The organism is Cedecea sp. AS113, assembly GCF_037152415.1.
GTDB lineage: Bacteria > Pseudomonadota > Gammaproteobacteria > Enterobacterales > Enterobacteriaceae > Cedecea.
This window is the reverse complement of the sequence record NZ_JBBCMI010000001.1, coordinates 77,826-100,183: the sequence shown is the minus strand read 5'-3', so window position 1 is coordinate 100,183 and position 22,358 is coordinate 77,826. Positions and strand designations below refer to the sequence as shown.

The 22,358-nt window shown below is 55.9% G+C and carries 25 protein-coding genes and 1 pseudogene; 9 read left to right on the top strand and 17 right to left on the bottom strand.

What is annotated here, in order from left to right; translation table 11 throughout:
* Positions 1 to 25 precede the first annotated feature (25 nt).
* From WFN87_RS00530 to WFN87_RS00520, 3 genes are all read left to right on the top strand, one after another.
* Positions 26 to 721: a phosphohydrolase gene (locus WFN87_RS00530; RefSeq protein WP_008458100.1), complete on the top strand. Its 696-nt coding sequence runs from the start codon at positions 26 to 28 to the stop codon at positions 719 to 721.
* Between the two features lie 97 nt (positions 722 to 818).
* A complete protein-coding gene (locus WFN87_RS00525) occupies positions 819 to 2,228 on the top strand; it encodes a DNA cytosine methyltransferase (RefSeq protein WP_166872854.1) in 1,410 nt (469 codons plus the stop codon).
* Between the two features lie 12 nt (positions 2,229 to 2,240).
* Positions 2,241 to 2,741 (top strand): DNA mismatch endonuclease Vsr, encoded by a 501-nt coding sequence (locus WFN87_RS00520; RefSeq protein ID WP_166991488.1) that lies wholly within the window; start codon positions 2,241 to 2,243, stop codon positions 2,739 to 2,741.
* On the opposite strand, the gene yedA is transcribed toward WFN87_RS00520, so the two are convergent.
* Positions 2,742 to 3,659 carry a drug/metabolite exporter YedA gene (yedA, locus tag WFN87_RS00515; RefSeq protein WP_008458105.1) on the bottom strand — a complete coding sequence of 306 codons (918 nt, stop codon included), beginning with the start codon at positions 3,657 to 3,659 and terminating at the stop codon, positions 2,742 to 2,744.
* 172 nt (positions 3,660 to 3,831) lie between these two features.
* Between yedA and WFN87_RS00510 the strand changes: the two genes are divergently transcribed.
* From WFN87_RS00510 to dgcQ, 3 genes are all read left to right on the top strand, one after another.
* A complete protein-coding gene (locus tag WFN87_RS00510; protein WP_166991494.1) occupies positions 3,832 to 4,746 on the top strand; it encodes a DUF808 family protein in 915 nt (304 codons plus the stop codon).
* Between the two features lie 92 nt (positions 4,747 to 4,838).
* Complete coding sequence (locus WFN87_RS00505) at positions 4,839 to 5,018, top strand: YodC family protein (protein WP_008458110.1); 180 nt, start codon at positions 4,839 to 4,841, stop codon at positions 5,016 to 5,018.
* 186 nt (positions 5,019 to 5,204) lie between these two features.
* The gene (gene dgcQ, locus WFN87_RS00500) at positions 5,205 to 6,872 is read left to right on the top strand and encodes a cellulose biosynthesis regulator diguanylate cyclase DgcQ (RefSeq protein WP_336707588.1); all 1,668 of its coding nucleotides are present in this window, start codon (positions 5,205 to 5,207) and stop codon (positions 6,870 to 6,872) included.
* A 437-nt stretch (positions 6,873 to 7,309) separates the two neighbouring features.
* Here dgcQ and yodD read toward each other — a convergent pair whose 3' ends face one another.
* Positions 7,310 to 7,543 carry a YodD family peroxide/acid resistance protein gene (yodD, locus tag WFN87_RS00495; RefSeq protein ID WP_008458114.1) on the bottom strand — a complete coding sequence of 78 codons (234 nt, stop codon included), beginning with the start codon at positions 7,541 to 7,543 and terminating at the stop codon, positions 7,310 to 7,312.
* Positions 7,544 to 7,672: 129 nt separating this feature from the next.
* Between yodD and dsrB the strand changes: the two genes are divergently transcribed.
* Entirely contained in the window at positions 7,673 to 7,861 is a 189-nt protein-coding gene (gene dsrB / locus WFN87_RS00490) for a protein DsrB (RefSeq protein ID WP_008458116.1), read from the top strand.
* Positions 7,862 to 7,968: 107 nt separating this feature from the next.
* On the opposite strand, the gene lpxO is transcribed toward dsrB, so the two are convergent.
* The 15 genes and pseudogenes from lpxO to fliF all read right to left on the bottom strand — a co-directional run bounded on the left by lpxO (position 7,969) and on the right by fliF (position 20,643).
* Positions 7,969 to 8,877: a lipid A hydroxylase LpxO gene (gene lpxO / locus WFN87_RS00485; protein WP_008458118.1), complete on the bottom strand. Its 909-nt coding sequence runs from the start codon at positions 8,875 to 8,877 to the stop codon at positions 7,969 to 7,971.
* A 182-nt stretch (positions 8,878 to 9,059) separates the two neighbouring features.
* Positions 9,060 to 9,683, bottom strand: coding sequence for a transcriptional regulator RcsA (gene rcsA, locus WFN87_RS00480; RefSeq protein WP_008458120.1), 624 nt, complete (start codon positions 9,681 to 9,683; stop codon positions 9,060 to 9,062).
* Positions 9,684 to 10,025: 342 nt separating this feature from the next.
* A pseudogene (gene fliR / locus WFN87_RS00475) lies at positions 10,026 to 10,818 on the bottom strand (flagellar biosynthetic protein FliR); the annotation flags it as partial.
* Complete coding sequence (gene fliQ, locus WFN87_RS00470) at positions 10,815 to 11,084, bottom strand: flagellar biosynthesis protein FliQ (RefSeq protein WP_008458124.1); 270 nt, start codon at positions 11,082 to 11,084, stop codon at positions 10,815 to 10,817. The gene fliQ and the pseudogene fliR, both read right to left, overlap by 4 nt.
* Before the next feature lie 12 nt (positions 11,085 to 11,096).
* Positions 11,097 to 11,837 (bottom strand): flagellar type III secretion system pore protein FliP, encoded by a 741-nt coding sequence (gene fliP, locus WFN87_RS00465; protein ID WP_008458126.1) that lies wholly within the window; start codon positions 11,835 to 11,837, stop codon positions 11,097 to 11,099.
* Complete coding sequence (gene fliO, locus WFN87_RS00460; protein ID WP_336983397.1) at positions 11,837 to 12,217, bottom strand: flagellar biosynthetic protein FliO; 381 nt, start codon at positions 12,215 to 12,217, stop codon at positions 11,837 to 11,839. Before fliO ends, fliP begins: the two co-directional genes overlap by 1 nt.
* Entirely contained in the window at positions 12,218 to 12,628 is a 411-nt protein-coding gene (fliN, locus tag WFN87_RS00455) for a flagellar motor switch protein FliN (RefSeq protein ID WP_008458131.1), read from the bottom strand.
* Entirely contained in the window at positions 12,625 to 13,629 is a 1,005-nt protein-coding gene (fliM, locus tag WFN87_RS00450) for a flagellar motor switch protein FliM (RefSeq protein ID WP_166872879.1), read from the bottom strand. The genes fliN and fliM overlap by 4 nt, the downstream gene beginning before the upstream one ends.
* A gap of 4 nt (positions 13,630 to 13,633) precedes the next feature.
* Positions 13,634 to 14,101, bottom strand: a complete 468-nt coding sequence (gene fliL / locus WFN87_RS00445) for a flagellar basal body-associated protein FliL (protein WP_008458135.1) — start codon at positions 14,099 to 14,101, stop codon at positions 13,634 to 13,636.
* 121 nt (positions 14,102 to 14,222) lie between these two features.
* Positions 14,223 to 15,464 carry a flagellar hook-length control protein FliK gene (locus WFN87_RS00440; protein WP_336983396.1) on the bottom strand — a complete coding sequence of 414 codons (1,242 nt, stop codon included), beginning with the start codon at positions 15,462 to 15,464 and terminating at the stop codon, positions 14,223 to 14,225.
* On the bottom strand, positions 15,461 to 15,904 hold the full coding sequence (fliJ, locus tag WFN87_RS00435) for a flagellar export protein FliJ (protein ID WP_008458139.1): 444 nt from the start codon (positions 15,902 to 15,904) through the stop codon (positions 15,461 to 15,463). The genes WFN87_RS00440 and fliJ overlap by 4 nt, the downstream gene beginning before the upstream one ends.
* 12 nt (positions 15,905 to 15,916) lie before the next feature.
* On the bottom strand, positions 15,917 to 17,275 hold the full coding sequence (fliI, locus tag WFN87_RS00430) for a flagellar protein export ATPase FliI (protein ID WP_336983395.1): 1,359 nt from the start codon (positions 17,273 to 17,275) through the stop codon (positions 15,917 to 15,919).
* The gene (fliH, locus tag WFN87_RS00425) at positions 17,275 to 17,970 is read right to left on the bottom strand and encodes a flagellar assembly protein FliH (RefSeq protein WP_008458143.1); all 696 of its coding nucleotides are present in this window, start codon (positions 17,968 to 17,970) and stop codon (positions 17,275 to 17,277) included. Before fliH ends, fliI begins: the two co-directional genes overlap by 1 nt.
* Positions 17,963 to 18,955, bottom strand: coding sequence for a flagellar motor switch protein FliG (fliG, locus tag WFN87_RS00420; RefSeq protein ID WP_008458144.1), 993 nt, complete (start codon positions 18,953 to 18,955; stop codon positions 17,963 to 17,965). The genes fliH and fliG overlap by 8 nt, the downstream gene beginning before the upstream one ends.
* Entirely contained in the window at positions 18,952 to 20,643 is a 1,692-nt protein-coding gene (gene fliF, locus WFN87_RS00415; protein WP_336983394.1) for a flagellar basal-body MS-ring/collar protein FliF, read from the bottom strand. Before fliF ends, fliG begins: the two co-directional genes overlap by 4 nt.
* 229 nt (positions 20,644 to 20,872) lie before the next feature.
* On the opposite strand from fliF, the gene fliE reads away from it, so the two are divergent.
* Together fliE and WFN87_RS00405 are read left to right on the top strand one after the other, a co-directional pair.
* Positions 20,873 to 21,190, top strand: coding sequence for a flagellar hook-basal body complex protein FliE (fliE, locus tag WFN87_RS00410; RefSeq protein ID WP_008458146.1), 318 nt, complete (start codon positions 20,873 to 20,875; stop codon positions 21,188 to 21,190).
* 310 nt (positions 21,191 to 21,500) lie between these two features.
* The gene (locus tag WFN87_RS00405; RefSeq protein WP_336983393.1) at positions 21,501 to 22,355 is read left to right on the top strand and encodes a MurR/RpiR family transcriptional regulator; all 855 of its coding nucleotides are present in this window, start codon (positions 21,501 to 21,503) and stop codon (positions 22,353 to 22,355) included.
* Positions 22,356 to 22,358: the final 3 nt, after the last annotated feature.

Here is a 22,358-nt window from a genome sequence, read left to right as displayed (position 1 = left end):
TTTTCACGAGAAGGGGAGTACGTGTATGCCGATTGCCCGCTGGCAGCAGCAGTTTGAGAACTATTTGATTGAGAACTGGGCGCAGGATGACAAAGCCCATGACGTGGCGCATTTTCGGCGCGTATGGAAAACCGCCCAGCATATTATGGAAGGGACGGAGGCGGACAGGCTGGTGGTGCTGACCGCCTGCTACTTCCACGACATCGTTAACCTGCCCAAGAACCACCCGGAGCGGCATCTGGCCTCAACGCAGGCGGCGCAGGAGACGCTGCGTATTCTGGAAACGCATTTCCCGGACTTCCCCCGCGAGCTGTATGACGATGTAGCCCATGCGGTGCGGGCCCACAGTTTCAGCGCGGCTATTGCGCCGCAGACGCTGGAAGCGAAAGTAGTGCAGGATGCGGACAGGCTGGAATCGTTGGGCGCGATAGGCCTGGCGCGGGTGTTTTATGTTTCCGGCGCGCTGGGGCGTTCGCTGTTTGACAGCGACGATCCGCTGGCCGATCGCCGTGAACTGGACGATACGCAGTATTCGGTGGACCATTTCCAGAAAAAGCTTCTGCGCCTGCCGGAGTCAATGCAAACCGAAGCCGGACGCGCGCTGGCGCGGCACAATGCAGATTTCCTCGTCGGCTATATGGCAAAGCTGTGCGCCGAGCTGAAAGGCGACTACCTGCAGGTGGACGAGCAGGTCCTGCAGCGTTTTAAATCACAGGCTTAATCCTTCCGGCCCGCAGTCCATTCTGCGGGCTGTTTTCATTTTTTCTGGGTCAAATCGGTGATACAGTTTCACTCCCTTTTCCCATTTTTGGTTCACGATGAACGATCTTGACGCGATAGCAGAACACCTCTCCCTTCAGGCACAGCGCCACAAACAAACTCAACAAGAAGAAGACAATGCGCTGGTCAGCCGTTTACTTGAAATCTACGATCAAAAAACCGTTGCGCTCCGCCTGCGTCAGGTGGGAGGCGACTGGACGCGTGAGTCCCTGAACCGCTGGTATAACGGCAAGTCTGCGCCTCGTGGTTTAACCGAAGTGGAAGTGCAGATGCTGCAAAGTATGCTGCCGTCGCCGCCGGCGCATCACGGGCGCTATGCTTTTCGTTTTATCGACCTGTTTGCCGGGATAGGCGGGATCCGCAGCGGCTTTGAGGCCATCGGCGGCCAGTGCGTGTTTACCAGCGAATGGAATAAATACGCGGTGAGGACCTACAAGGCAAACTGGTACTGCGACCCGACGCAGCACCAGTTTAATGAAGACATCCGCGACGTGACGCTCAGCAACCGTGGCGACGTCACGGACGAGCAGGCGACGGCCCACATCCAGGCCACGCTGCCCGACCATGATGTGCTGCTGGCCGGTTTCCCCTGCCAGCCGTTTTCTCTGGCTGGCGTGTCGAAGAAAAATGCCCTTGGGCGCGCGCACGGTTTTGCCTGTGAAACGCAGGGCACGCTGTTCTTCGACGTGGCGCGGATCATTGCCGCCAAACGTCCCCCGGTTTTTGTGCTGGAGAACGTTAAGAACCTGAAGAGCCATGATAAAGGCAATACGTTCCGCATTATCATGCAGACCCTGGACGAGCTGGGTTACGACGTGGCTGATGCCGCGGTTTCCGGGCGTGACGATCCGAAAATTGTCGACGGTAAAAATTTCCTGCCGCAGCACCGGGAACGCATTGTGCTGGTCGGCACGCGCCGCGATTTGAAACTGGATACGGCGGTGACGTTGGCGAAACTGAGCGAATTCTATCCGGCTCGTCGCCCGACCTTTGGCGAGCTGCTGGACGATGAGGTTGACGCGAAATATGTGCTGACCCCAACGCTGTGGAAATACCTCTATAACTACGCGAAGAAGCATCAGGCCAAGGGCAACGGCTTTGGTTACGGCCTGGTTGACCCGAAAAACCCGGCAAGCGTAGCAAGAACGCTGTCGGCTCGTTATTTCAAAGATGGCGCGGAGATCCTGGTCGATCGCGGCTGGGACATGGCGCTGGGCGAGGCAGATTTTAACCATCCTGATAACCAGGTGAACAGGCCGCGTCGCCTGACGCCGCGCGAGTGCGCCAGGCTGATGGGGTTTGAAGCGCCGAAAGGGAAAGCGTTCCGCATCCCGGTGTCTGACACTCAGGCTTATCGCCAGTTTGGTAACTCCGTCGTCGTTCCCGCGTTTGCCGCGGTGGCTAAACTGCTGGAGCCGGTGATCAAGCAAGCGGTGAAAAAGCGCTAAGCGGAGAAAGAAATGGCGGATGTACACAGCAAGGCGATACGCAGTAAAAACATGCGGGCGATTGCCACGCGTGACACCGCCATTGAAAAACGTCTGGCTGGACTGCTGGCAGAGTGCGGGTTTAGCTTTCGCGTGCAGGATGCCGCATTGCCCGGCAAACCTGATTTTGTGGTGGATGAATACCGCTGCGTTATCTTTACCCACGGCTGTTTCTGGCATCATCACGACTGCTATTTGTTTAAAGTCCCGGCCACGCGCACCGAGTTCTGGCTGGAAAAAATAGGCCGCAACGTTGTGCGGGATAAGCGAGACACGGCGCTTTTGCTGGCGCAGGGCTGGCGAGTTTTAATTGTCTGGGAATGCGCGCTGCGTGGCCGTGAGAAAATGCAGGATCGGGCGCTGTGTGAACGGTTAGAAGAGTGGATTTGCAGCGGCGGGCGTAGCGCGGAAATTAACGTGACCGGGATTCATCAGCGACACGACAGTGGCCAGCAGAGGCTGGCCACTGACTAACTATTTTTCGACTTCACACGTCTCAATCACCGGTTTGGCCGGGAACAGGTATTTACCCAGCGTGACCAGCACCACGGCAAAAATAATGATCCCCAGCGCCAGCCATTCAATTGCCGACAGGCTTTCCCCCGCAAAGGTGGTGCCCAGCAGCACGGCCACAACCGGGTTGACGTAGGCATAGCTGGTCGCCACCGCCGGGGAGACATTTCGAATCAGGTACATATAGGCGCTGATGGAGATCATCGAGCCAAACAGCGCGAGATAGCCCAGCGCCAGCCAGCCGGAGGTGTCCGGCATCGTTGTCAGCCGTTCGCCGGTGAGCGCCGCAAGGCTGAGCGCCACAATCCCGGCTGCCAGCATTTCCACCGCGCCCGCCATCATGCCTTCGGGCAGTTCGATGCGCGACCCGTAAACCGATCCAAACGCCCAGCTCAGGGAGCCAATAAGAATTAAAACAGCGCCGAATGGGTTACCGCTGAGATTGCCGCCGCTGTTCAGCAGCACAATACCCGCGAGGCCAATGGCAATGCCGAGCCACTCCAGCTTGCGCGTTTTAATGCCGAACAGGCGGCTGAAGCAGAGGGTAAACAGCGGCACGGTGGCGACCATGACGGCGGCAATGCCGGAAGGGACGTGCTGGTGCTCGGCCACCGTGACGCAGCCGTTGCCGATGGCCAACAGAAGCACGCCGATAAGGGCGGCGTTAAGCGTCGGGCGCAGCTTGGGCAGCTTGTGGCCGCGAAGCAGGAGAATGCCCATCAGCAGCGAACCCGCAAGCATAAAGCGCGTACCAGCGAGGATAAACGGCGGCCAGGTTTTTACCCCGATAGCCAGCGCCAAATAGGTTGAACCCCAGATGATGTACAACGCAAACAGCGCCGCTATCAGCGGCACTAATTGACCAGAACGAGCTCGCATAATCCCTCACCAGACACCAATTTCAGGCCGACAGTTAACGCCAAAAGTGGGCGGATAGCGAGCTTTATACTTGTTGATGTAATGTTAATTTTTATTGACAAGCGCGGCGATTTTTCGCGGCGCGCTTTTTGCTTCATACTCTTGGGTATCGACATCAATAAGGACAGATATTTTGGCTGGAAGTAGCTTACTCACTTTGCTCGACGACATCGCCACGCTGCTGGACGACATTTCAGTTATGGGCAAACTCGCGGCAAAAAAAACGGCAGGCGTCCTGGGCGATGACCTCTCGCTGAATGCTCAGCAGGTTTCTGGCCTGCGCGCGAATCGGGAACTGCCTGTCGTCTGGAGCGTGGCAAAAGGATCGTTTCTAAATAAGCTTATCCTGGTGCCTCTGGCACTGGTTATTAGCGCCTTTGCGCCCTGGGCAATTACGCCGCTGCTGATGGTGGGCGGCGCGTTTTTATGTTTTGAAGGCGTGGAAAAAGTGCTGCACAGCCTGCAGGCGAGAAAACGCAAAGAAAGCGCGGAGGAAAAGCAGGCGAGGCTGGAGGCCGTTGCCGCCCAGGACCCGCTGGCCTTTGAAAAAGATAAGGTGAAAGGCGCGGTGCGCACGGACTTTATTCTTTCGGCGGAAATCGTTGCCATCACGCTTGGCATTGTGGCGGAAGCGCCGCTGCTAAATCAGGTGTTAATCCTGGCAGGAATAGCCATTCTGGTGACTATCGGCGTGTACGGCCTGGTCGGGATGATTGTGAAAATTGACGATCTCGGATACTGGCTGGCGGATAAGCGTGCGGCGCTGGCACAGGCGGTGGGGAAAGGGCTGCTTATTCTTGCTCCCTGGCTAATGAAAACCCTCACGTTTGTCGGGACGCTGGCGATGTTCCTCGTCGGCGGCGGTATCCTGGTGCACGGCGTGCCCGTGCTTCATCACGGCATTGAGCAATGGATGGGGCAGTTTGGCGGCGTGGTTGAGCTTGCCGGTCCGACGCTTGCCAACCTGGTGCTCGGCTTTATTGCGGGCGGTGTTGTGCTGCTGGTGGTGAACGGCATAAATCACCTTCGCGGGAGCGCTTCACACTAAGTTCGAGATGAAAAATAACGCTTTAGTCAGGAAAAAACGCTGACCATTGACTATACCTTTAGAGGTTTTCACCCCTAACGCCGGAGGCGGCTATGGTTTATGTGGTCAGCGATGAAGTCCGGCGTAAGAATGGCGGTCCACGCATGATTGTCACGGGTTATTCCAGTGGCATGGTGGAGTGCCGTTGGTACGACGGATACGGCGTAAAGCGCGAGGCGTTTCGTGAGGATGACCTTGCGCCAGCGGAAACCAGAGAGCATCAGCAGGCGTGATGTGTCTGGTTTTTTAACGGAACCCGGCTATGCCGGGTTTTTTTATCCTCGGCTAAGGCGCTTTTCGGCAGGCCAGCTTCGACAAAGCGCTGTCGCGGTGGCAAAATCTGTAAAGACTTCATTCTTCCGGGGTTTTCGGAAGGAACTGATAACCGCGGCCGGGTCGTCCGCCAGGGAGGATCCCCCTTGATCGGTACTACATTTGAGCGGTTTATCAGCCGCTATAAAAGACCGCAGCGGGTGGTAAACCTCTGTTTTATTGTTGTGTTTCTATGCTCAACGCTGCTGACCTGGCGTGAAGTGGCGGTGCTGGAGTCCGCCTATATTTCTAACCAGCGTAACAGCCTCGATAATATTGCCACCGCGCTGGACCGGCAGCTGCAGCACAGCATTGATAGCCTGCTGTTTTACCGCAACACCATGCATTATGCGCTGCAGTCTCCTATTTCCACCGATATTTCACGTCAGGCGTTGGCGGATTTTGCCGTCCAGCGAACGCAGCCTTACTGGCAATTAAAGCTGGATCTTAATCGCGGGATGCCGATTAACGGCGTTTCCGACGAGTTTGTCAGCCACAGCCACGTGCTCGACCGCGATGAGCGCTGGCTTTATCCTGAGCTGGAGGCGGCGCTGGAGTTCAGCTATATCATGCAGCTAGCTGACGACAAGCGAGACCTGCAAAGGCGCGTGTTCTACGCTTCGCGGGCGGGCTTTTTCCTCTCAAGTACGCCCCCGGAAAACGATCCGGGCCTTGTGTCACTCTATTATCGGCTCATTGCTCAGCCCTATTTTGGCGCTCAGTCGCCGCAAAATAACCCAGGCCGTGGCCTGCAGTGGACGCATACCTATAACCCAGTCAGTCCAAATGGGCAGATTATTACCGCGGCTGTACCGCTGGATCTGAATCAGCGCTGGTATGGCGTGCTGGCGATGGATTTTCCCGTCAGCGGGATGCATGCATTCCTTCAGGAACTGTCTCACGATCGCTATGAAGGCACCGTGATGCTGTTTGACAGGCATTTCTCGCTCATTGCCACCGCGGCGAACAGCGCGCCGCAGACGCCGGTGTTTAGCGCCAAACAGCAGGCTGAGATTACCCGCTCCATGGAAAGCGGAGAAGAAGGCGAGCTGCGGATGGACAGCCGTTTCGTGACGTGGGCAAAGCTGATGAACTTTGACGGCGTGCTGATTAAAGTGCATACCCTCGGCGAGGGCGTGCAGGGAGAATTTGGTCGAATCAGCATTGTGCTAACGCTGCTCTGGCTGCTCTTTACGCTGATGTTGTTCATCTCATGGCGGGTGATTCGGCGGCTGGTGAGCAATATGTTGACGCTGCAGCAAACGCTGAGCTGGCGCGCAAATTACGATACCCTGACCCGGCTCTACAACCGCGGCGCCTTCTTCGATATTGCTCACGGAATGGCGCTGGACTGCCAACGCGAGGAAAAACCGTTCTCTGTGATCCAGATGGACCTCGATTTCTTTAAAGGCATTAACGATCGCTACGGGCATCACGCCGGCGACAAGGTGTTGTCTCATGCCGCCGCGCTGCTTGCTTCCTCCCTTCGGGAAGAGGATGTTGCCGGGCGCGTGGGCGGGGAAGAGTTCTGCGTGCTGCTTCCAGGCACGAAGCTTCCGGAGGCGGCAGCCGTCGCCGAGCGGATTCGGCACCGCATCAATACCAAAGAGCTGCTTTTGCAGGCCGGACAGACCCTCAAAATCAGCGCCTCGTTTGGCGTGAGCTGCGCCCATGAGCGCCACGATTATGATTTTGAGCATTTGCAGTCCATTGCCGACCGGCGACTGTACAAGGCGAAGCAGAACGGACGCAACCAGGTTTGCACCCAGGACTGATTTCCCGTCGGGCGTAGCCGCTATATCATATAAGCCCTGCTGATGTTTTATTCGGTTACCGAAGGGGCGGCTCGCTAAAGCAAGCGTAATGTTTTTGTCACGTAGTGGGCGAGGCTGACGCGCGTTTATTTTTTATTCGCCCCAGTACGGCAGGCGAAATCAGAACGTTCAGTTTAGGATAAATCTTAATTTATTCAGCGCTCAAATGGCCCTTTGATGCGGGCTTCAGGTTTAAAAAAACGATTTAACAAGGTATTGGACTCAAATTGATTGCGTCAATGAGTGCAGTTATAGACATTCCTGAAAAGAATATATCCTTGTATTCAATAAAATTTAAGGTAATGTGGTCAACACATCAGATTTCCTGATGTAACGAATTTCAAGTGCTTCTTGCTTCAGCAAGTTTTCATCCCGGCTCCCCGGCCGGGATGCTTTTCTTAGCGATTAATTTCATTCACGCTAAAATCCCGAATATCCAGCTCAAAAGCATCCGCCAGCTCCTTATAGCTATGCCAGTCTCGCCCATCCACGCTCACTCGCTGCGGGTGTTCCTCGCTGCTGGCGTGCCGGATATCGCTTTCGCTAATTTCGTTGATGGCGGCAAGCAGTGCGTCAACATCCACTTCCGTTGTCTGATGCGCCGCGCTGCCGCTGATTTTCACGCTCTTCATCACTTTACCCTCGCTGACTACCACCCTTAAGTATAGCCGTTTCAGATAATGCGCCAGGTGGCCCGGAGTAAGGGCGCTCAAGGTGTTTTTGATCTACAATGGCAGGCAATGTCTCTGGAGGAAATAACCATGAAAATCAATGATCGGGTGACCGTAAAGACCGATGGCGGCCCGCGGCGTTCGGGGATCGTTCTGGCGGTGGAGCCATTTAACGAAGGAACGATGTATCTTGTGTCGCTGGAGGATTATCCGCTGGGGATCTGGTTCTTTAATGAGTCAGGCCACCCGGACGGCATTTTTGTGGAGCGCGAAGAGTAGGGTAAAGGATGTATGACCCTCACCCCGGCCCTCTCCCTGGAAGGGAGAGGGGGAAATCTATCAGGTGAACGCTGGACAGTCTCCTCGCTTTCGGGGAGCGGCAATCTTTACACCACGCTAGGCACAATAATCGCCGCAAAAATCACCGTAATCACCGAATATTTCATCGCGTAATATACTTTCCGGTTTCTCTTCTTCAGGTTTTGCCCGCTGTCGCGCAGCGCGTGAACATACTTGAAGATGCGGTTCAGCCCGCCTGTGCGGTCGCTGTCGCTATTTGGCGAGCTGGCGGCTGACATCAGTGTGGTGCCTACCCAGTGGTTAACGGCCTGCGCCCAGCGCCATTTCATCGGGCGCTCAATATCGCAGAACAGAATAATACGGGTCTGTTCGCTCTTATTTTCCGCCCAGTGTACGTAGGTTTCATCAAAAATTACCGCTTCGCCATCGCGCCAGCTGTGGCGTTGCCGGTCGACCTCAATAAAGCAGCGGTCGTCGTTGGGCGTGGCAAGCCCAAGGTGGTAACGCACCGATCCGGCATACGGATCCCGGTGCTTGCCCAGGTAAGAACCTGCAGGGAGTTCGGCGAACATCGCCGCTTTAACAGACGGAATTTCGCTGACCAGCTTTGTGGTGATCGGGCAAAGCTCATGCGCAGACGGGTGTGCATCGCTGTACCACTTCAGGTAAAAACGCTTCCAGCCCCGCTTGAAGAACGTATTAAACCCGGCATCGTTGTGGCTTTCTGCCGCTTTAATGTGGCCCTGCAGGCGCAGCGCTTCCTCTCGAATGATTTCCCAGTTGTCCGTCAGCTTTTGCAGTTCCGGAAAGTCACTGGTCGGGAAATACGGCTGTTCAGGCGGTAGACGCGAGAAACGCGTCATGAACATATTGACCGGGGCCATAAAGGTCGAGTGGTCAAAAAGCTGGCGGGAAAACTTCTGTTTTTCGACACCGCGGGAGTGGGCGTAAAAGACGCTGATAATAAAAATGCCAAGAACAATAACGGCTACCATAGCAACAAATCTCTCCATGTATACTTGTATGGCGTAAGTCTAGTGAGATTTTTCTGCTTTTTTTAGCAAAGGTTGCGGTTTTGTTACAGGAAAGAGTGTCGTTTAACTTGTATTTAATCTCTGACGGGCGTCAGAGATTAAATACTGCGGCCAAAGTGGCGTAGGGATGCAGAGTAAGTCAGCTACCGGAGGTTAACAAAAATACCGTTGGTGACGTTGTCGGTGAGACGAACTACATGATATATCACTTGCTTGTTATGGGTCTTGATTTTGCGTTTAATATTTCCTTTATGAGACGAAACGGTTTTTGCCTTGATGTTCATTTGATCAGAGATTTGAATCGTTCCCTGTCCTGACATCCACATTTTTAGCATGCTGGACTCTGTGCGACTAAGAGAAAGTGTCGGCAAATTAATATGTCCAATACATTGTGCATTTTTTGCTAAGTATTCCGCTAAAATATCGTCTAAAGATTCTGGCTTGATGGATTTCGAGCTGATCAGCAGATTTTCTCTGACCAGAAGATATTCATCAAAGTGAATATTAGCAATCGCCATAAAGACTAAAAATAGCGTCCCTGGATGTTGATTTATGATCTGCTTAATTCTCTGACTGCTTTCCGGGTCATGAATAAAACAGTCTTCATTAATAAACACCACGCTGGGTGCCTGCGACTGGCATGCCTGTGCCAGCTGTTCTACCGTTTCTACATCTGCAATATGCCGTTTTCTAACCCCGCGGCTGGCTAAGTAGCCGACAAGCCCCAGCCGGGTATAGCTGCATAAGTCCATAATAATCGTTGACATAGCAAACCCTCACTAAGCGCGTTATACCCGTAATAATCAGGAGCGCAGATTGAAAGCTGTACTGGTTTTGTACCGCGAGTGACAATGTCAGTCCCAGGGCAAAGCCAATCCGCCGCATTTTCCGCAGTTCTAATTATTTATGGGTAACCATTATTAATAATTTAAAAGGCGAAATCACTATCCCGGAAAGTTGCCTATAATTTGCCAGGAATGTTCTTAAAGTAAAGTGAATGTTGTGTATTGTGAGCAAGGTAAAAACTTATATTCCGCGCCAGATATATCTTGGCGGATGTTATTAACATATTTTTTTAGGAATATCCTCATAGAGGCAGTATGAAAATCAGGGTTATTAATTTGCGGGGATTTCACTGACAATATCCGCGAGCAGATCAAAAATCTCGCCGAATAAATGTTCGGTAAAGGGGGCGATAAGCGGCATCATTACCATAAAAATAAGCATGCCGATAGATAAGGTGACGGGGAAACCGATAACAAATACCGATAGCTGGGGAGCCATACGGTTTAACAGTCCCAGGGCGATGTTAAGCGTTAGTAACAAAGTGATTAACGGCAGGGCCAGCATCAGGCCATTGAGAAAGATCAGACCGCCCGCTCGGGTCAGCGCCATAAACGCGTTGCTGTTGATCGGTTCGCCGCCGATCGGCAGGGTATGAAAAGTATCGACCAGCATCGAAATCAGCCATAAATGGCCGTTAAAGGTCAGGAACAGCAGCATCGCCAGAATATCAAGAAAGCGGGCCAGAACCGGCATATTGAGGCGGCTGCCCGGATCGAAGAAGGTGGCGAAAGAGAGTCCCATTTGCAGGCCCACAAGTTCCCCGGCGGTACGCACGGCAGCAAAAGCGAACTGCATAGTAAAACCCAGCGCCACACCGATAAGAATTTGTTGTATTGCCAGCCAGAAACCCGCGGCAGAAAAGATCGTCACCCCTGTTGCGGGCAGGGAAGGCGCGATGATAAAGGTGATCATCAGCCCGAGCCCAAGCTTAACCCGCTTGGGGATCGATCGCTCGCTCAGGATGGGGGCGGTCATGATCAGCGCCAGTACGCGCAGCAGCGGCCAGAAATAGAGGCTTAGCCAGTTTAGCCACTGGGTGCTGTCAACGTGGATCATCCAATGGTGTTCGGCAGATTGGTCAGCAGGGAACGCATGTAATCCAGCAGCAGGTTAAGCATCCACGGCCCGGCAATGACGATGGTCACGAACACGGCCAGAATTTTTGGAATAAACGACAGCGTCATTTCGTTGATCTGCGTGGCCGCCTGCAGCAGGCTGATAACCAGGCCGCTTATCAGCGCAACCAGCAGCAGCGGGGCCGCAAGGGCAAGGGCCACCTTCATCGCTTCGGTGCCCATCATCATGACCGATTCTGGCGTCATTTTCTTTCTCCGCTAGCTGTAAAAACTTTGCGCCAAGGAACCCACCAACAGCTGCCAGCCGTCGACCAGCACGAAAAGCATCAGCTTAAAGGGCAGGGCAATTGTCGCGGGGGGAACCATCATCATCCCGAGCGCCATCAGGACGCTGGCGATCACGAGGTCGATAATCAGGAACGGGATAAATACGGTAAAACCAATCTGGAACGCGGTTTTCAGCTCGCTGGTGACATAGGCAGGCAGCAGAATACGCATTGGCACGGCTTCCGGTCCCTGCAGCGGCTGAGTGTTCGCCAGACGTGCAAACAGCGCCAGATCGGCTTCACGGGTCTGGCGCAGCATAAATTCGCGCAGCGGCTGAGCGCCTTTATCCATCGCCACTTCCATCGAGATCTTGTCTTCGCTGAAGGGCTGGTAGGCGTCGGTATAAATTTTGTCGAACACCGGTGACATAATAAAAAAGGTCAAAAACAGCGCCAGGCCAACCAGCACCTGGTTAGGCGGGGCGGACGGTGTGCCCAGGGCGTTACGCAGCAGGCCAAAAACGATGATGATGCGCGTAAAGCTGGTCATCATCAGCAAAATGGCCGGCAGGAAGGTCAGGGAGGTAATAAAGACCAGCGTCTGCACCGGCAAGGACCAGCTCTGCCCGCCGTTGGCGAGGGGCTGGCTTATCAGGCCCGGTAATTGTGCGAAGGCGGCCGCAGGGAGAAGCAAAAATAGGCCCGGTAACGAGAGCGTCAGCAAACGTTTCATCAATCTTTCCCGTTACGTTTAAGCAGGTTCTTCATCAGTTTCTGGAAATCGGCAGGCGCGGGGGCTTTTTCAACCATATCTGTGACCGGCGCAGGAGGCAGAGTGTGCAGGTGAGTGATTTGGCTGGCGGTGACGCCGAGGACCAGACGAGCGTCTTCGACGTCCACCACCACAACGCGCTCGCGCGGGCCTACGCTCACGCTGGCGCTAATGTTTAGCGACTTCTTTACGCCGACGCCCGACCCGTGAAAACCAAAGCGCTTTGCCAGCCATGCGGCCACCAGAATAAAAATAACAATGCCGGCCAACGCCCCGCTGACCTGAACAAGCGGCGAGCTGGCGTTGACGCTGGGCTGAGTGACGGTGGCCTGGGTTGTCATTTAGCGGCTCAGGCGACGCATACGTTCTGATGGGGTGATGATGTCGGTAATTCGCACGCCGTATTTGTCGGCGACGACAACCACTTCCCCCTGGGCAATCAGGTAACCGTTGATCAGAATATCCAGCGGCTCGCCGGCCAGTCCGTCAAGCGCGACCACGGAACCCTGCGTCAGGCGCAGCAGCTCTTTGATGGTCATGCGGGTACGGCCCAGTTCGACGGTCAGCTTGACCGGAATGTCCATGATCAGGTCGATATCCTGCACGTTGCCGGCAATGTCATTGCCTTCCAGCGCGCGGAATACGTTATCCGCGGTACTTTTCCCGGAACTTTTCTGCTCGTTTAACGCATCAGCCCACAGATCGTCCACTGAGCCTGCATTGTCATCGGACGGTTGATTAATATCACTCATTTGGGCTGTTCCTCATTCAGCGAATTCAATATCGGGTTGATCAAATGTTCGACGCGCAGGGCATACTGGCCGTTAATGGTGCCGTACTGGCTGGTCAGGACCGGTACGCCATCCACGTGCGCGATAATACGATCTGGCTTTTCGATGGGCAGCACATCGCCAGGTTTCAGTTTTAGGATTTGGGATAACCGCAGCGGGATATCGGCGAAGTTCGCCACCAATTCCAGCTCGGAATGCTGCACCTGACGCACCAGGGTGTCGCGCCAGCTTTGATCTTCCTGACGGGAGTTCTCCAGCGGAGGGTTCACCAGCAGCTCGCGCAGCGGTTCAATCATGCTGAACGGCAGGCAGATGTTGAACTCCCCGGTCAGGTTGCCAATTTCGACGTGGAACGGGGTGTTAACCACGATGTCGTTAGGCGACGTGGTGATGTTGGTAAATTTAACCTGCATCTCCGAACGAACGTATTCCACGTCCAGCGGGTAAATCGCCTTCCACGCGTCGCTGTAGGATTCCAGCGCCAGCTTCAGCATACGGTTGATCACGCGCTGTTCGGTGTGGGTAAACTCCCGGCCTTCCACTTTCGTTGGGAAGCGGCCATCCCCGCCAAACAGGTTGTCTACCGCAATAAACACCAGGCTGGGTGAAAAGACGAACAGCCCGGTGCCGCGCAGCGGTTTCAGGTGAATCAGGTTCAGGTTAGTTGGTACCGGCAGGTTGCGGGCAAACTCATGATACGGCTGGATACGGATGGCCCCGACGGTGATGTCCGGGCTACGACGCAACAGGTTAAACAGCCCCATACGGAACTGACGAGAAAAACGCTCGTTAATAATTTCCAGCGCCTGCAGGCGCTCACGCACCACGCGACGCTGGGTATTCGGGTCATAGGGACGAATATCGGATTCGCCCGGCGCCCCGGCCTTCGGCTCGTCGTTATTCTCACTGTCGCCGTTTAACAGCGCATCGATTTCGGCCTGAGAAAGAATACTGTCGCCCATGGACTTACCGCAAGATAAAGGCGGTATACAGCACGTCGCTGACTACCTGTTGAGGTTGCCCGGCGACCAGAGGCGGCGCCAGAGTAGTTTTAATCGCTTCCACCAGCTTCTGCTTACCGGCATCGGTAGCAAGCTGATTGGCGTCCTGGCGAGAGAACAGCAGCAACAGACGGCTGCGGACTTCCGGCAGGAATTCGCTCAGGCGCTGGCGGGTCGCTTCATCTTTCAAACGCAGCGTGACGCCGATGTACAACACGCGATCCGCATCACCCAGATTGACGGTAAACGTATCCAGAGCGAAGAACACTGGCGCAGGCGGCGGCTCAGGCGTTTTAGCCTGGGCTGTGGCTGGCGTTTGCTGCATGCGCCAGTAGCTGTAGCCTGCGGTGGCGCACGCGGCGAGTGTAATAAGAACCAGTATCGGCACCCAGATGGCGCGTTTACGGCCTTTCGTGATAGCGGTATCAGTCATTGAACGCTTTATTCCTGTATCGGTACTGCTGAATAGCAATTATCCCGTGTCTCCGGGCGGTCAAAGCCCGGAAAACACACGTTTATTGTCGCTAGCTCTGGCGTTTACCCTTTAACGGGGCTCAGGCGAAGATATCCACCGCACCGTTGCTGCTGGCCAGACGCTGCAGGCTATCGGCCACCGGGAGCGGTTCGACGTCATTGCCATTAAGGGAAAAACGTTCCCCGCCGCGGGTGCTTTGCTGCTGTTGCTGCTGGCCGGACTGCTGCTGAGCGAAGCTTTCGCTGCTGATGTTGCTCTGGCCAAGCTGGATACCGCTTTCCGCCAGCGCAGTACGCAGTGACGGCAGCGCGGCTTCAAGCGCGGCGCGCACGTGACTGTGCGGCGACATCATCTGCAGCTGCGCCTGGTTATCTTCTAGTTTTAGACTAATTTGCACCTGACCGAGATCTTCCGGGTGCAATCTCAGCTCGGCGCTGTGCTGGCCCTGACGGGTAAACAGCGTAACGTGCTGAGAAATCTGCTGTTGCCACTCATGGCTTCCTAACTGGGCGCTGATCATCGGTGCCGTAGGGGTAGCGATGTGCGTTGTGGTTGGAGCCGCAACGGTGGCGCTGCTGATGGCTGGGGTTATCTGCGCGGTGACAGGGGCGGTGTTATTTGCCTGCGGCGACGCGTTGTCACGACTGTCAGGGGTGTTGGTAGCGACCAGTTGGGCTTTGTCATCCCCCTGCGGTTGGGCTACTGCCGGCGCGTTGGCAGCAGCGGATTTACTGTCCGCAAGCGTTGCGCCCACCGGGGCGCTTTTCTTCCCGCTGCCGCCAGCAGGCAGCAGGCTGTCCGCGGTATTTTTGCCTGCGGTATTCCCTGCCGCAGAGGTCAGGGCGGACAGCGATGCCGTGTCGGTAGCTGTTTTAGCTAGCGCCGCAGGCTGTGCAGCGGTCACGGGCTGCGGCAGCATCGCAAACAGCGCGCTGAGCGTTTGCAGCTCCGCGTCGCTCAGAGGCTTATCGGTTTTGGCGTCTTTCAGCTCCGCCTCTGGCTTATCACCCGTTTCTGTTTTGCCGAGGGAAGTGAGCAGGGTGGAAAGCGCTTCAGGTTGCTCCGGTGAGTTCAGCAGTTCAGCGAGAGCTGCCTGGCCGTCCTGGGTCTCACCTTTAGCGGCATTGGCCGCGGCAACTTTGCTTAACGCCGCGCCCAGAGGCAGCGATTTGCCGTCCTCCAAAGCGACGTTTGCCGGCAAAGCTTTGCCCAGCAGCGTCAGGAAGTCTTCACCGAAGCCTTTGCCGTCCGCGACTTTTGCATCCCCGGCTGCAGCGGTATCGGCCCCGGTGTTTAACAGAATTTTTGGCAATGTGATCATTCACCTTTCCTCAATGTGGCCCGCTGGGCGTATTCGTCCATCTGCTTCTGATCGAGTCTGTTCTCTGCGAGCAACAGCTCCGCTGCCTTTCTGTCCTGCAGGGTTTGCCATGCCTGCAGGCGCTTTTGTTTTTCCTGCCATGCGCCCAATGCCTGATCAACTTTATTGGACCACTGCATCAGCTGCTGGCGGTGCTGTTCGATGGCTTTTTCCAGCGTGCGTATAAACTGCTGGTAGTTCTGCCAGCGGGTGCTGGCAATCCCCTGGCTCATGTTGTCATTCAGGCTGTTGCTGTACTCAAACTGATAGTTAATCAGCATGTTGAGTTGCTCTTCCGCCTGCTGGCAACCCCGGCGCATCTCCCCTAAACGAATCGCCGCTTTTTCCACTTCCTGGGCGGCGAGTTCACGCAAAGTATCCAGTGCGCTGTTTTGGTTCATGGTCACCTCTCATCAAACCGTGGGGAAAAGCGTCTCCAGTGCGAGGCTGGCTTCTTCCCAGTTTGCGCGTTCAAAAATGCCTTGTTGCAGGAAGGCTTCAAGATGCGGCCACAGTTCAATGGCCTTATCGAGCATCGGATCGCTGCCTTTGGCGTAAGCCCCCACGCTCACCAAATCACGGTTGCGCTGGAAGCTGGATAACAACTGTTTGAAACGACGTACCCGGGCGTAATGCTGCTCGGTAATCAACGATGTCATGGCACGGCTGATAGAAGCTTCGATGTCGATGGCCGGGTAGTGGCCCGCTTCTGCCAGGCGGCGCGACAGCACAATGTGGCCGTCAAGAATGGCTCGCGCGGAGTCGGCGATCGGGTCCTGCTGATCGTCGCCTTCGGTGAGTACGGTATAAAACGCGGTAATCGAGCCGCCGCCGTGTATGCCGTTCCCCGCACGTTCAACCAGCGCCGGGAGCTTGGCAAAGACCGAAGGCGGATAGCCTTTGGTCGCCGGAGGTTCGCCAATGGCGAGGGCGATTTCACGCTGGGCCATGGCGTAACGTGTCAGTGAATCCATGATCAGCAGGACGTGCTGGCCGCGATCGCGGAAGTCTTCGGCGATTCTTGTCGCATAGGCGGCACCCTGCATACGCAGCAGCGGAGAAACGTCCGCCGGGGCGGCAATCACAACGGAACGCGCCCGGCCTTCGGCACCGAGAATGTTCTCGATAAAGTCTTTTACTTCGCGGCCACGCTCGCCAATCAGGCCCACGACGATCACGTCAGCCTGGGTATAACGCGCCATCATGCCGAGCAGGACGCTTTTCCCCACGCCTGAACCGGCAAACAGGCCCATACGCTGCCCGCGACCTACCGTCAGCAGGGCATTAATCGGGCGAACGCCAACGTCAAGAACATGTTCAATCGCGGTACGCTGGAGCGGGTTAAACGGGGCTGCACCCAGCGCGCCCATCAGGTCGGAATCCGGCGAAGGCAGTCCGTCGAGCGGGCGGCCGCTGCCGTCGAGCACGCGGCCGAGCAGGGCGGGGCCGAGCGGCAGTTTTTTACCGCTGTGCAGGCCTTCCGCCGTCGCCGAGCGGGCATAAACCCGGGCGCCAGGCAAAATGCCTTCCACTTCTTCCAGCGGCATCAGAAACAGTTTGTGACCGTTGAAGCCCACGACTTCACATTCGACTTCGCGATCGTGCTGTTCAATGATGCAGGTCGCGCCCAGCGCCAGCTGCAGGCCAGTTGCCTCCAGGACCAGGCCGGTGGCGCGGGTCAGGCGGCCGTAGCGGCGAACGGTCGGCAGTTCGACCATCCGCGCTTCAAAATTGTCGAGCGTGTTCAGCCAGCGGGTCAGGCGCGCGGTCATCAGAGCACTCCTGGCGCGGCCAGACGGCACAGCTCTTGCCAGCGAGTGGCCACGCTGGCGTCAAGGTCGCCTTCATCGGCGGAGACTTTGCAGCCGCCCTGGTGCAGGCTTGGGTCGCCGCGCAAACGCCAGCCGTGCAGGCTTAGCGTGGCACCCAGCATCTCTTCCACCCGCTGTAAGTCATCCGGGTGTACGCGCAGCTGCGGCTTACCGCTGAACAGCGGTTCCTGCATCAGCAGGCCCTGAATCTGTTTGATCAGCGCGTTGTTATCTACGGCAGGCGTCTGGCCAATGACCTGCCGCGCGGCTTCCAGCGCCATTTGCATCAGGCGGGAAGCAATCACGCTGTCCAGCGCATCCAGCGTGTACTGGAATTCGCTCACCAGCTGCTGCATCCGGGCGTGAACCGGTGCCTGCTGCTGACGGGCTTCATTGATGCCTTGCTCAAGGCCTTGCTGGAAGCCCGCTTTACGGCCTTCTTCCACGCCCTGATCGTGCCCGGCGGCAAAGCCCGCGCTGTGTCCCTGTTCTCGGGCCTGAGCCTGCATCATCGCCAGCGTTTGCTGGAGGTCCGGCTCACTTTCCGGCTCTTCCTGCTCGGCCGTCGCTTCCGGCATCACAATCTCTTCGAACACCGGCGTAGGGAAGGCGAGGTTTTCAGGCGTCCAGAGTTTCCATGGCAGCGTATTAGACATAGGTATCCTCGCTGGTGCCGATCACCATCTCGCCGGTCTCCGCCAGGCGACGCACGATAAGCAGGATAGCTTTCTGTTCGTTTTCCACCTGCGACAGACGTACCGGGCCACGGTTGGCGAGGTCGTCGCGCAGGATGTCGGCAGCACGCTGGGACATGTTGCGCAGGAACTTCTCGCGCAGCGCCTGTTCTGCACCTTTGAGGGCGATAAGCAGAGATTCGGACTCCACTTCCTGCAGAAGACGCTGAATGCTGCGGTCGTCCACGGCCACAAGGTTTTCGAACAGGAACATCTCGTCGATGATTTTCTGCGCCAGTTCGCCGTCGAAGTCGCGCACGGCGGTAATAACGGCTTCTTCCTGCTGGGTTTTCATCAGGTTGATAATTTCCGCTGCCGTTCTCACGCCGCCCATTTTGCTGCGCTTGAGGTTCTGGCCGTCGAGCAGGTTGTTCAGCACTTCGGTCAGTTCTGCCAGCGCGGCCGGCTGAACGCCGCCAAAGGTGGCGATACGCAGCATCACGTCGTTGCGCAGGCGTTCGTCGAACAGCGCCAGAATGTCCGCCGCCTGGCCACGCTTGAGGTGAACCAGGATGGTGGCGATGATCTGCGGGTGTTCGTCGCGAATAAGATCGGCGGCGCTCTGCGGCTCCATAAAGTTGAGCGTTTCGATGCCGCTGGTGGTATCGCGGGTTTCGAGAATATCTTCCAGCAGGCTGGAGGCACGCTCTTCGCCCAGCGCTTTGATCAATACGGTACGCAGATAGTCGTTGGCATTGATGCTCAGTGCGGCGAACTGTTCGGCTTCTTGTTCAAACTCGGCCAACACTTCGGTCAGCAGTTTGTTTGAAATTTGATGGGTGTTAGCCATCGCCGCACTTAAATGCTGTACTTCACGCGGGCTGAGGTGCTTGAACACCTCAGCGGCACGGTCTTCGCCAATGGTCATCAGCAGGATGGCGCTCTTTTCTGTTCCGGTAATACTCATATTTCAGTACTCATCCATTGGCGGATCACCAGCGCAACTACGCGAGGATCGTTGTCGGACATATCACGAATACGCTGACTCATGACTTCGGCGCTCAGGCGCTGGTTAGCTTTACGCTGCTGCTGTTGCTCGTCGCGGCTTAGCGTAACGGCCACGGCTTCTTCTTCGGCTTTAGCGCTCTGCTTCGCTTCGTTAGTGGCTTTCAGAATTTCCGCGCGGCGGGTGAGCTGAGGACGAATCGCTTTCCGCCATATCAGCCAGGCGACAATCAGCACAATCAGCCAGCGACCCGCTGAGAGCAGCATGTCGAAGAAGGCCGGAGACTTCCAGAATGGCAGGCTGCTGCCGCTGTCGTCTTCGGTGGCGGTGAACTGAGAGTTGACCACGTTCAGGGTATCGCCGCGGGATTCGGAATAGCCCATCGCTTCACGGGTCAGGTTCTCGATCTGCTTCATCTGGTCGGCGGTGAGCGGTAAAGGTTTCCCGTCGGCAAGCTGGCGGTAGTTCACTACCACGGCCACGGAAAGACGCTGAATATCCCCCACGTTCAGTTTGGTGTGACGGATGGTGCGGTCCACTTCATAGTTGGTGGTTTCGTCACGCGAAGTGTTGCTGCTGCCGTTCTGACCGGTGGTGCTGGCCTGGTTCTGCTGGCCGTTGTTGGCCTGCTGGTTAGCCTGGTTGTTCTGCGGCGGCGTCGAAATCGGTGCCGTGTTCGCTGGCGCCGGCTGGTTGGAAAGCGCGCCCGGCACGCCGCCCGGGAACTGACCGTTAACCTGAGAGGTCTGGTTCAACTGGCGAGAGCGGACCGCGGTCTGGGCCGGATCGCTATTAGGGTGATACTGCTCTTCGGTTTGTTCTTTGTTGGCAAAATCGATCTGCGCGGTGACCTGAGCATGCACGTTGCCGTTGCCGACAATCGGGCCAAGGATAGATTCAATGCGGCGCTGGTAGCGGCTCTCTACGTCAGTCGCGTACTTGAGCTGGGCGTCGTTAAGGTCACGGCCAGCGTTGTTAGACTGCGTCAGCAAATGGCCACCCTGATCGACCAGCGTGACGTTACCCGGCGGTAAACCAGCCACGGCGCTGGAAACCATATGCACCACGGCATTAATTTGCCCTTCATCCAGCGCGCGGCCAGGTTCGAGGCTAAGGGTAACGGAAGCAGAAGGGGACTTTTGTTCACGAACAAACAGGGATGGTTTTGGCATGGCGAGATGCACGCGGGCATTCTTCACCGGGCCAAGCGTTTCAATGGTGCGGGCCAGTTCGCCTTCCAGCGCCCGCTGGTAGTTCACCTGCTCGCTAAACTGACTGATACCAAACTTTTCCTGATCCAGAAGCTCGAAGCCGACGGCACCGCCCTTAGGCAGGCCCTGCTGAGCCAGGCGCAGACGCAGATCGTAGACGTTGTCTGCCGGGACCATGATGGCGCTACCGTTGTCTGAGAAGCGGTAGGGAATATTCATTTGTTGAAGCTGGGTAACAATCGCGCCCCCGTCCTGATCGGCGAGGTTGCTGTACAGCACGCGGTAATCGGGAGATTTTGCCCAAAGCACCAGGGCCACCAGCACGGCAACGGCGGCGGCACCGCCCACTATCAGCGGGATTCTGGGATTAGCACGAAGGCGATTCAACCACTCAAGAGTCTTGTTTTGCGGCGTTTGCGCCTGAGCAGCAGTGGTCATTCCACACCTCGCGGCTTAGCGTTGACAGAATTTTTAGAGTAATGAGTGAACAAGACTGACTCCCGGGTCGACAAACACGACAAAAGTTCCATATGGATGGCAGTGTCATTATTTTCGTTTCAGGAATTTTCGATGGCTGAATTAGCTCTATTTTTTACGTCTATTTAACGCCTTTATCCTATTGACAAGGTGGTAATCTTCCTCGGCTTAATACACATGGGGCGTAAAAATGGCTATTCAGGGTATCGAAGGCGTACTGCAACAACTTCAGGCGACCGCGCTGTCGGCGACCAATCCCGCAGCTTCGGCTGCCTCCGCGCCAACGGTAAGTTTTGCCGGCGAGCTGCAGGCCGCTTTGGGACGGATAAGCGAAACCTCCAACACCGCGCGTGCCCAGGCGGAAAAATTTGCTCTCGGCACGCCAGGCGTGGCGCTGAACGATGTCATGGTGGATTTGCAGAAATCTTCCGTTTCACTGGCGATGGGCATTCAGGTGCGCAACAAGCTGGTTGCAGCTTACCAGGAAGTGATGAACATGCAGGTTTAGTGCATGGGCTGATTGATTTCAGACGGGAGCAAGCCTTGTTTGCTCTTGTCTGGTATTTGACCGTGCGTTGTATTTTTGCCCCGCCTTTGACTCTTTCATTCATCCAGCTTGTGTCTTACCTGCACGTTAAGCGACGCACATCCGCGTTTTCACAACGTTAGTATGTTAAGTAAAATAGCGTTTTAACGCTAATCCCTGCCTGATACCCTTATTTATTTGACGTCAAAAGTAATTTCACTGCACTATCAGGACGATACCTTCAAGACACCGGAAGGGATTTCCGGTCTAAATGGGAGCGTCCTGTCAGCCTATGACCCCGCAACAAAAGCTAGAAGAACATTACGAGACATTAACCCCCGAGCTGCAGCGGGCCGCAGAGTTGAGCCTGCATAACATGAAGGACTTAATTGCGCTTTCGATGCGGGCATTTGCCACACGCATTGGCGTCAAGCCCGCCACGCTGCTGCGCCTGGCTCAGCGTCTGGGCTATGTCGGCTGGGGAGAGTTCAAAGCCGCCGTTATTCAGGAGCTTGGCCTCAATATTGAAACCCATCAGGCAAGGGCCGAAAAGCTGGTCGATAAGGGCAGCACGGCGTCGCTCTATCAGGAAGTGTTTGACGCCCATGCGGCAAATCTATCCCATACCGAGGCTGAAAATCCGCAGGCAATGGAACAGGCGGTTGATGTCCTGGATGCGGCCGAACATGTTTATGTGTGCGGCTTTCGGGCCAGCTATTCGGTGGCCTACACGCTGTTCTATATCTATCGCCTGTTTAATAAGAACGTGTCGCTTATCGACGGCCAGGCGAGCAATTACGAAATTTTCACCCGCGAGCTGACGCCCAAAGATGTGGTGTTGATGATAGGATTTGCCCCTTACTCGCGTGAGTCGCTGGACGTGCTGGGCGCGGCGCGGCAGGCCGGAAGCAAAATTGTTGCGCTGACAGACTCTCCACTCTCCCCACTCGCGAAACACGCCGCCAGCACGCTTTATTTCTCCGCGCACAGCCCGTCGTTCTTTCCTTCCGTAGTGTCGGCCATGGGCATTGCCGAGTGCTTGCTGGCGATGCTGGTGGCTAAACACGGAGACAGCGCGGTACAGAAAATTGCCAGCGCAGAGCGTTTCCTGCTGGATTCCGGGGCGTGGGTGAAGCCGGTTCGTTGAAAT